Origin of the sequence: Enterobacter cloacae complex sp. OE43NF (genome assembly GCF_023544405.1) — a bacterium.
GTDB lineage: Bacteria > Pseudomonadota > Gammaproteobacteria > Enterobacterales > Enterobacteriaceae > Enterobacter > Enterobacter cloacae.
In genome coordinates, this window is the sequence record NZ_JAMJFW010000053.1 from 18045 (window position 1) to 28243 (window position 10199).

9 protein-coding genes are annotated in these 10199 nt (G+C 55.7%); 3 read left to right on the forward strand and 6 right to left on the reverse strand.

The window, feature by feature from the left end; translation table 11 throughout:
* Nucleotides 1-459, reverse strand: a complete 459-nt coding sequence (locus tag M8370_RS19545) for a DMT family transporter (protein ID WP_045295215.1) — start codon at nt 457-459, stop codon at nt 1-3.
* A gap of 4 nt (nt 460-463) precedes the next feature.
* The gene (locus M8370_RS19550; RefSeq protein ID WP_013096712.1) at nt 464-898 is read right to left on the reverse strand and encodes a DMT family transporter; all 435 of its coding nucleotides are present in this window, start codon (nt 896-898) and stop codon (nt 464-466) included.
* 96 nt (nt 899-994) lie between these two features.
* Between M8370_RS19550 and M8370_RS19555 the strand changes: the two genes are divergently transcribed.
* Nucleotides 995-1936 (forward strand): LysR family transcriptional regulator, encoded by a 942-nt coding sequence (locus M8370_RS19555; RefSeq protein ID WP_029883105.1) that lies wholly within the window; start codon nt 995-997, stop codon nt 1934-1936.
* On the opposite strand, the gene M8370_RS19560 is transcribed toward M8370_RS19555, so the two are convergent.
* Entirely contained in the window at nt 1937-2965 is a 1029-nt protein-coding gene (locus tag M8370_RS19560; RefSeq protein ID WP_250021619.1) for a methionine synthase, read from the reverse strand.
* A 27-nt stretch (nt 2966-2992) separates the two neighbouring features.
* Entirely contained in the window at nt 2993-3967 is a 975-nt protein-coding gene (locus M8370_RS19565) for a DUF1852 domain-containing protein (protein WP_013096709.1), read from the reverse strand.
* Between the two features lie 171 nt (nt 3968-4138).
* Between M8370_RS19565 and M8370_RS19570 the strand changes: the two genes are divergently transcribed.
* Nucleotides 4139-4678 (forward strand): DUF2058 domain-containing protein, encoded by a 540-nt coding sequence (locus M8370_RS19570; RefSeq protein ID WP_013096708.1) that lies wholly within the window; start codon nt 4139-4141, stop codon nt 4676-4678.
* 6 nt (nt 4679-4684) lie between these two features.
* Here M8370_RS19570 and M8370_RS19575 read toward each other — a convergent pair whose 3' ends face one another.
* The gene (locus M8370_RS19575; RefSeq protein ID WP_058660715.1) at nt 4685-5371 is read right to left on the reverse strand and encodes an RluA family pseudouridine synthase; all 687 of its coding nucleotides are present in this window, start codon (nt 5369-5371) and stop codon (nt 4685-4687) included.
* 90 nt (nt 5372-5461) lie between these two features.
* Complete coding sequence (gene azoR, locus M8370_RS19580) at nt 5462-6067, reverse strand: FMN-dependent NADH-azoreductase (RefSeq protein WP_013096706.1); 606 nt, start codon at nt 6065-6067, stop codon at nt 5462-5464.
* Nucleotides 6068-6271: 204 nt separating this feature from the next.
* Here azoR and hrpA point away from each other — a divergent pair, with 204 nt between their 5' ends.
* Nucleotides 6272-10174 (forward strand): ATP-dependent RNA helicase HrpA, encoded by a 3903-nt coding sequence (gene hrpA / locus M8370_RS19585; protein WP_040023281.1) that lies wholly within the window; start codon nt 6272-6274, stop codon nt 10172-10174.
* The last annotated feature ends 25 nt before the right edge of the window (nt 10175-10199 follow it).

Here is a 10199-nt window from a genome sequence, read left to right on the forward strand (position 1 = left end):
TTACTCGTGGGGAGGGGCGTTTTTACTGCCTGAGTAAATGAAAAACAGCGCAATACCCAGGCAGAGGACGGCGGCCAGTCGGCTCATCGAAAACGGAATGGCCGCATTGCCCAGCCAGCCAAAGTTATCAATCAGCATACTCATGGTGAGCTGACCAAAAATCACCGCGACCGTGGCGACGGCGGTGCCGATGCGCTGCACCGCCAACACCATGATCACAATGTACGGCACGCCAAACATCGCCCCGAGAAGCTGCCATTTCGGCACGTCCAGCAGGGTGACTGTCTGTTTTGGTTCAAAGAAAAAAATCAGCAGGGCGGTGACCAGCGCGCCAACGGAGAACGTCAGGAACGCGCTTTTGAATACGCCCACGCGGCTGCCGAGTTGCCCGTTGATCGCCGCCTGAATGCTCAGCGTCGCGCCGCCGCACACGGCCAGAATAATCATCATCAGTGTCATCGTGTTACCCCTGTGCGACAAGAATCAGTGCCGCAATAATAAAACCCAGCGCGACGATCCGTTTCGCGTTGATCTTCCTGTGCGGTGTGCCCAGCAGACCGTAATGGTCGATCAGCAGGCTTTTAAAAACCTGCCCCGCCAGAATGCCAATCATCGTCAGGGCGATGCCGATGGCCGGGGTGGCGAGGGTCAGGATCACCACGTAAACCGGGCCAAGTACCCCGCCGAGCAACTGCCAGCCAGGCTGGGCAAAAAACGACGGGCTGTTGCGCGGGCTGAAGAACAGCATCAGCAGAAACGTCAGCGCGGCGCCGACGCCAAAAATGCTGAACGTGGCCCATAAATCACCGACTTTTCCACCCAGCGGCCCCAGCAGGCCAGCCTCTACGGAAAGCCCCATCCCCCCGGCAATCACCAGTAAAATCAAAACAAGCTGCATTGTTATTCCTCCGTTTTGCAGGCAGAGAAGATTACGTCGGTCTGGTCATGAGAAAAATGCCATAATGCAGGAAACACCTTTGCAGGATATGCACGAATGTACGACGCCGGGAGCATGAACCTCCGTTCGCTGAAGATTTTTATCGCGGTTTTTGAAGCCGAGAATTTTTCCGTGGTCGCGCGCCGCGAGGGCCTTTCCGCCTCGCAGGTTTCGCGCATTATCCACCAGCTTGAGGACGCACTCGGCCAGCAGCTTTTTTACCGCAATACCCGGGCGGTGATCCCCACAGAAAGTGGTCATCTGTTTATCCGCTATGCCAGGGAGATGATGACGAGTTTTGAGGAGGCTCGTCGGGAGCTGGATGCACGTTCAACGGAGCCTTCCGGCACGATCCGCATTAATGCACCGGTCTTTTTCGGCCAGCGGCACATTGCGCCAGGGCTGCCTGGTCTGACGGCGCGCTATCCGCGGCTGAATATCGAGCTGACGCTGACCGATGATTTTATCGACCCGCACAAGAATGCCGCCGACGTGATCTTTCGCATCGGCGTGCTGACGGACTCCACCTTTCACGCGCGCATTTTTGGTCAGCAGCGCTACCATCTGGCCGCCTCGCCGGACTATCTGCGACAGCACGGCGCGCCGCAAGGGCCGGACGATCTGGCGCATCATAAATGCCTGGTCTACCGTGGTTCGTCGGGGCCTAACCGCTGGCTATTTCGCGGTCCGGGGGAGGAGTGGGTGCACTACCCGGTGATGCCATTAATGACGTCAAATAATGCGGAATCGCTGCTTGCTGCCGCGCTGGGCGGGATGGGGATTGTGCTGTTTCCGGACTGGCTGATTGGCGACCGCGTGCAGCAGGGCGAACTGGTCGCACTCCTGCCAGGGCTGGAATGCGCCATTCATACGGAGCCCTTGAATATTGCGGCGATCTACCCAAACGCGCGGCATCCGCCCCTTAACGTCAGGGCGGTGATTGATCATTACGTCGGGTGTTTCGGTACGCCGCTCTACTGGCAAACGCAGGGCAGGTGATTACGCGCCAAGCTCGTTGCAGATAATCGCGGCTCCGGCGCTCAGCGCCTTCAGCTTACCGTTGGCAACCTGACGGGAAAGCGGCGCCATACCGCAGTTGGTTGACGGGTAAAGCTTGTCGGCATCGACAAACTGCAGTGCTTTACGCAGTGTGCCAGCCACTTCTTCCGCGGTTTCAACGGTGTTGGTTGCCACGTCGATGGCGCCTACCATCACTTTTTTGCCGCGGATCAGCTCCAGCAGATCCATCGGCACGCGGGAGTTGTGACACTCCAGCGAGATGATGTCGATATTCGATGTCTGAAGCTTAGGAAACGCCTCTTCATACTGGCGCCATTCTGAGCCAAGGGTCTTTTTCCAGTCGGTATTGGCCTTGATGCCGTATCCGTAACAGATGTGCACCGCTGTTTCGCATTTCAGCCCTTCAATGGCACGCTCCAGCGCCGCAATCCCCCAGTCGTTGACCTCATCAAAAAAGACATTAAATGCCGGCTCATCAAACTGAATGATATCGACACCTGCGGCCTCTAACTCTCTTGCCTCCTGATTGAGGATTTTAGCGAACTCCCAGGCCAGCTTTTCGCGGCTTTTATAGTGCGCGTCGTAAAGGGTGTCGATCATGGTCATTGGCCCCGGCAGGGCCCACTTGATTGGCTTATCCGTGAGCTGGCGTAAGTATTTTGCGTCGTCCACGAACACCGGTTTTTGACGCGCCACGGCGCTGACCACCGTCGGCACGCTCGCATCGTAGCGGTTACGAATGCGCACGGTCTGACGGTTTTCAAAATCCACGCCGCTGAGGTGTTCAATAAAGGTGGTCACAAAGTGCTGGCGCGTCTGTTCGCCATCGCTGACGATATCAATCCCCGCGCGGATCTGCTCATCAAGCGATAAACGCAGTGCATCCTGCTTACCGGCCAGTAACTCCTGATCCTCTAATTTCCACGGTGACCACAGCGTTTCAGGTTGTGCAAGCCAGGTTGGCTTAGGCAGGCTGCCAGCGGTTGACGTCGGGAGCAATGTTTTCATATGTATAACCCTTTTAAATTCGATTAATTAACGCGCGTAGTTATCAGACCACTGCTCGAGTACGTGTTTGTAAGGTTTGATAAATTGTTCTTCCGTGAATTTACCCTGCTCAATGGCCAGCTGGCTGCGTTCAACACGGTCGTAAACAATTTTGGTTAATGAGTGATCCTGCTGATTCAGATCGGGGCGATAGCAGTGTCCTGCCGCCGAGTTAGCGTTATAAATTTCCGGGCGATAGATCTTCTGGAACGTCTCCATCGTGCTGATGGTGGCGATCAGTTCAAGATTGGTGTAATCACTGAGCAAATCGCCGGTGAAGAAGAAGGCAAACGGCGCCACGCTGTTTTCAGGCATGAAATAGCGTACCTTCAGGCCCATTTTCGCGAAGTACTGCTCCGTCAATGACTCGCCATCCGGCGTGTACTCAATGCCCAGCACCGGGTGCTGGTTACCCGTGCGACGATAAGTGTCTTTGCTGGACACACTCAGGCAAATCACCGGTGCTTTTTTGAAATTCTCACGGTATTCCGGCGAATTAACAAAATGGCGGAAGATATTGCCGTGCAAGACACCAAACTTCTCCGGAATGGTGAAATGGGGCTGGTTTTTATTATGCTCCAGCAGCAGGACGCTGAAATCGTAATCGCGCACGTAAGAGGAGAAGTTATTGCCGACAATACCGTCGATGCGTTCATTGGTTTTTTTATCGACGATTGTGGTTTGCAATATTTCAATGGCCGGGAAGGTTTTCTCCGCACCAATATTCAGATCCACAGAGACGATCTCAAGCTCGACCGCGTAACGATCGGCATTGGGGTTATCCCAGCGCGCCAGGGCGTTAAAGCGGTTATTGATCATCACCAGGGTATTACGCAGGTTCTCCTGACGTTTTTCCCCGCGGGCGAGGTTGGCAAAGTTGGTGGTCGTACGCGTATTCTCTGACGGGTTATAATTTTCATCGAAGCAACTGCGCTTAAGGGTAAATGTAAAAGCTTTACTCATCTTGGTTATGCATCCTAAGTTCATGTTGCCAGGAAGTTATCAATGCATAATTTATGCCTGACGCGGTGGCGCAGGGGAAGTGACTTAATTTCACAGCAACATGAGCGAACTTCATGAACTGCTCAGTTCCAGTTATACTGCCCAAAATTTCCAACCGGTTTAAACACACTCATGACAAAACTCACCTTACAAGAGCAGATGCTGAAAGCGGGCTTAGTCTCCAGCAAGAAAATGGCCAAAGTTCAGCGTACGGCCAAGAAATCCCGCGTGCAGGCGCGTGAGGCCAGAGAGGCGGTAGAAGAGAACAAAAAAGCGCAGCTTGAGCGTGACAAACAGTTGAGCGAGCAGCAAAAACAGGCCGTGCTCGCCAAAGAGTTTAAGGCGCAGGTGAAGCAGTTGATTGAGATGAACCGCATCACGGTGGCAAAAGGCAACATCACCTTTAACTTCACCGACGGCAATCTGATCAAAAAAATCGAGGTGGATAAGGCAACCCAGACCCAGTTGATTAACGGTCGTCTGGCCATCGCACGTCTGGTGATTAACGCTAATGGCGACTGCGAATACGCCATTATCCCGGCGGTGGTGGCGGATAAAATTGCCCAGCGCGATGCCGACAGTATTGTGTTAAACAGCGCCCTGAGTCAGGAAGAGCAGGATGAAGACGATCCGTATGCCGATTTCAAAATCCCTGACGATTTGATGTGGTAAGACGGTTCAGAACGGTGCGGTGTGATGAGCGTTAACCGGCTCGCCGCTCACCGGATGAATAAAATTCAACTGACTGGCATGCAGCATCAGCCTCGGCGTTGTTCCGCTGCCAGGCCATGCCCGTCCCCCATATAAATCGCAGCCCAAAATCGGGTGGCCCAGCAGCTGACAGTGAATGCGCAACTGGTGGGTTCGCCCGGTTTCAGGCGTCAGTTCTACCCGCGTGAGCGGCATCGCCGCGTTTTGATGCAGGCGTTCCACCACCCGATAGCGGGAACGGGCGGGTTTGCCGTTAACGGCACAGATCGACATCAGCGGAAACAGCGCCGGGTCTTTGGCAATCGGCGCATCAATCACCCCTTCATCGTTTTCCAGGTGGCCGCAAAGCAGGGCGCTATAGACTTTCTCCACGCTGCGCTGGCTAAACTGCTGGCACAGCGCGGCGTTGATCGGCTTATTACGTGCAATCACCATCAGGCCGGACGTGCCAAAATCCAGGCGATGCACCAGCGTGCAGCCAGGAAAGTTTTGAACCAGACGATAGTGCACCGAATCGAGATTTTGCGGATTTTTACCCGAGAGGCTAAGCAGACCGGAAGGTTTATTGATCAGCAGCAGATGTTCATCCTGCCAGAGGATCTCAATGTCGTCATGACACGGTGGGGCTATAAAAGAATCAATAATCGCAGACATCAGGCCGCCCGGCTGGAGAGTGGGAGCGGATGATAACGAAATGCGGGAGAAAAGAAAAACCCTCTCACCGGGCGGTGAGAGGGGGAAATCTTAGGCAGCCACCAGGCTGTCGATCGCGGCTTTCGCGTCGGTCTGTGCTTTGGTCGCCACTTCAGGACCGTAAGCGATACCTTCTGCAAACACGAAGTTCACGTCGGTGATCCCGATGAAGCCCAGGAACAGGCTCATGTACGGCGCAACCAGGTCGGTTGGGGTATCTTTATGAATACCGCCACGGCTGGTCAGCACGATGGCACGCTTGCCTTTCACCAGACCTTCCGGGCCATTTTCGGTGTAACGGAAGGTAACACCAGCGCGAGCCACCAGGTCGAAGTAGTTCTTCAGCTGGGTTGGGATGTTGAAGTTGTACATTGGGGCGTTGATCACGATTACGTCGTGCGCCTGCAGTTCAGCAATCAGCTCATCAGAGAGCGCCAGGGCTTCCTGCTGGCGTGGGCTCAGCGGTGCATCGCTTGGACGCAGCGCGCCAACCAGCTCGCCATCCAGCACAGGAATTGGGTTTGCAGCCAGGTCACGCACGGTGATTTGGTCTGCGGAATGGTGTTCACGCCACTGTTCAACGAAATAATCAGACAGCTGACCAGACTGAGAGTACCCTGCCAGAATACTGGATTTCAAAACTAATACTTTGCTCATGGGTGATTCCTGTTTTGCATTTGATTGAAGGGGGTTGCCCCGTTGCTTGTTGACACTTTATTCACAATCCTGCCACAGAGATAGCGCAATATATCGAAGCCTATGTTCGAATTTTTTGAATAAGGCGTGGAAAGCGCTGATGTGGTACTCTATAGCAATCATTACAAAGAGATTTTATCCGGCAGTGCACTGCCCGTTAATGCTATGACAGAACAACAAAAATTGACCTTCCCGATGCTCCTGCAACAGCTTGATTCACTGATGTTGCGCGATAAACAGCGCTTTGCTCGCCGCTTGCACGGGGTGAAGAAGGTTAAAAATCCTGATGCACAACAGGCCATTTTCCAGGAGATGGCGAAAGAGATTGAACAGGCGGCAGGGAAAGTTGTGCTGCGCGAAGCGGCTCGTCCGGCAATCACCTATCCGGAAAACCTGCCCGTCAGTCAGAAGAAGCAGGAGATCCTCAACGCCGTGCGCGACCACCAGGTGGTGATCGTGGCGGGGGAGACCGGCTCGGGGAAAACCACACAGCTGCCAAAAATCTGTATGGAGCTCGGCCGCGGAGTGAAGGGCCTGATTGGTCATACCCAGCCGCGTCGTCTGGCGGCGCGTACCGTGGCGAACCGTATTGCCGAGGAGCTGCAAACGGAGCCGGGCGGCTGCATCGGTTATAAGGTGCGTTTCAGCGACCATGTGAGCGATAACACCATGGTCAAGCTGATGACCGACGGTATCCTGCTGGCGGAAATTCAGCAGGATCGTCTGCTGATGCAGTACGACACTATCATTATTGATGAGGCGCACGAGCGCAGTCTGAACATCGACTTCCTGCTCGGCTACCTGAAAGAGCTACTGCCGCGTCGCCCGGATCTGAAAATTATCATCACCTCCGCGACCATCGACCCGGAGCGTTTCTCAAAACATTTCAATAACGCACCGATTATTGAAGTTTCCGGTCGTACCTATCCGGTAGAAGTGCGCTATCGCCCGATCGTGGAGGAGGCGGAGGATACCGAGCGCGACCAGTTGCAGGCAATTTTCGACGCCGTTGACGAACTGGGCAATGAGAGCGCGGGCGACATTCTGATCTTTATGAGCGGCGAGCGTGAGATCCGCGATACCGCCGACGCGCTCAGCAAGCGCGATCTGCGCCACACGGAAATTTTGCCGCTTTACGCACGTCTCTCCAACAGTGAACAGAACCGCGTGTTCCAGCCACACAGCGGGCGCCGCATCGTGCTGGCAACCAACGTGGCGGAAACCTCGCTGACCGTGCCGGGCATCAAGTATGTGATTGATCCGGGTACGGCGCGTATCAGCCGCTACAGCTACCGCACCAAGGTACAGCGTCTGCCGATTGAGCCGGTTTCACAGGCGTCGGCCAACCAGCGTAAAGGGCGCTGTGGACGTGTGTCGGAGGGGATCTGTATTCGTCTCTATTCAGAAGACGATTTCCTCTCCCGCCCGGAGTTTACCGACCCGGAAATCCTGCGCACCAACCTGGCTTCCGTCATCCTGCAGATGACCGCGCTGGGGTTGGGCGATATCGCCGCTTTCCCGTTTGTCGAAGCGCCGGACAAACGCAATATTCAGGACGGCGTACGCCTGCTGGAAGAGCTGGGGGCGATCACCACCGACGAGCAGGCCACCGCGTATAAACTGACGCCGCTGGGACGGCAGCTCAGCCAGTTGCCGGTGGACCCGCGTCTGGCGCGCATGGTGCTGGAAGCGCAAAAACACGGCTGTGTGCGCGAGGCGATGATCATCACCTCGGCGCTCTCCATTCAGGATCCGCGTGAACGGCCAATGGACAAACAGCAGGCGTCGGATGAAAAACACCGTCGCTTCCACGACAAAGAGTCGGATTTCCTTGCCTTCGTGAACCTGTGGAACTACCTCGGCGAGCAGCAGAAAGCGCTGTCATCTAACCAGTTCCGCCGTCAGTGCCGCGTGGATTTCCTCAACTACCTGCGCGTGCGCGAGTGGCAGGATATCTACACCCAACTGCGCCAGGTGGTGAAAGAGCTCGGTATCCCGGTGAACAGTGAACCGGCGGAGTACCGCGAAATTCACATCGCATTGCTGACCGGACTGCTGTCCCATATCGGCATGAAGGATGCCGAAAAGCAGGAGTATACCGGTGCGCGCAACGCCCGTTTCTCCATCTTCCCCGGCTCCGGGTTGTTCAAGAAACCACCCAAGTGGACCATGGTTGCTGAACTGGTGGAAACCAGCCGTCTGTGGGGGCGTATTGCCGCGCGTATCGATCCGGAATGGGTGGAGCCGGTGGCGCAACACCTGCTGAAACGCTCATACAGTGAACCGCACTGGGAGCGCGCGCAGGGGGCGGTGATGGCAACCGAAAAAGTGACCGTCTACGGTCTGCCGGTGGTGGCCGCGCGTAAGGTCAACTACAGCCAGATTGACCCGGCGCTGTGCCGCGAGCTGTTTATCCGCCACGCGCTGGTGGAGGGCGACTGGCAGACCCGTCACGCCTTCTTCCGTGAAAACCTCAAGCTGCGTGCTGAAGTGGAAGAGCTGGAGCACAAATCCCGTCGTCGCGACATTCTGGTGGATGACGAGACGCTGTTCGAATTTTACGACCAGCGCATCAGCCACGATGTCATTTCCGCCCGTCACTTTGACAGCTGGTGGAAGAAGGCCAGCAAAGAGACGCCGGATCTGCTCAACTTTGAAAAGAGCATGCTGATTAAAGAAGGGGCGGAGTCGGTCAGTAAGCTCGACTACCCGAACTTCTGGCATCAGGGCAACCTTAAGCTGCGGCTGACCTATCAGTTTGAGCCGGGAACGGACGCGGATGGTGTCACCGTTCATATCCCGCTGCCACTGCTAAACCAGGTGGATGAGAGTGGATTTGAGTGGCAAATTCCCGGCCTTCGCCGCGAACTGGTGATTGCGCTGATCAAATCGCTGCCGAAACCGGTGCGGCGTAACTTTGTTCCGGCCCCTAACTACGCCGAAGCTTTTTTAGGCCGCGTCACGCCGCTGGAGATGCCGCTGCTGGATGCGCTGGAGCGTGAGTTCCGCCGCATGACCGGTACCACCATTGACCGCGAAGACTGGAACTGGGATCAGGTGCCCGATCACCTGAAAATCACCTTCCGCGTGGTGGACGATAAAAACAAGAAGCTGCAGGAAGGCCGTTCGCTCACCGCGCTGAAAGAGGCGCTGAAAGGCAAAGTGCAGGAGACCTTGTCCGCAGTGGCGGATGATGGGATTGAGCAGAGCGGGCTGCACATCTGGAGCTTTGGTCAGCTCCCCGAAAGCTACGAGCAAAAACGCGGCAACTACAAAGTGAAGGCGTGGCCTGCGCTGGTGGATGAGCGCGACAGCGTGGCGATCAAGCTGTTTGATAACCCGCAGGAACAGCAGCAGATGATGTGGCGCGGGCTGCGCCGCCTGCTGCTGCTCAACATCCCGTCGCCGATCAAGTATCTGCACGAGAAGCTGCCGAACAAAGCCAAGCTGGGGCTGTACTTTAACCCGTACGGCAAAGTGCTGGATCTGATCGACGACTGCATCTCCTGCGGCGTGGACAAGCTGATCCACGAGGCGGGCGGTCCGGTCTGGTCAGAAGAGGGCTTTGCTCAGCTTCATGAAAAGGTACGCGCGGAGCTGAACGACACCGTGGTTGATATTGCCAAACAGGTCGAGCAGATCCTCACCACCGTGTTCAATATCAACAAACGCCTGAAAGGGCGCGTGGATATGACCATGGCGCTGGGGCTGTCGGATGTCAAAGCGCAGATGGCGGGCCTGGTGTACCGGGGCTTTGTCACCGGCAATGGCTTCAACCGTCTCGGCGACACGCTGCGTTACCTGCAGGCGATTGAAAAACGGCTGGAGAAAATGGCCATCGATCCGCATCGTGACCGTGCCCAGATGCTGAAAGTGGAAAACGTGCAGCAGGCGTGGCAGCAGTGGCTGAACAAACTGCCACCGGCACGTCGTGACGATGAAGACGTTCAGGCGATCCGCTGGATGATCGAAGAGTTACGCGTCAGCTTCTTTGCCCAGCAGCTCGGTACGCCGTATCCGATTTCGGATAAACGTATTTTGCAGGCGATGGAGCAGATTTCGGCTTAACACCCTGTTTTCTCCCTCTCTCTCC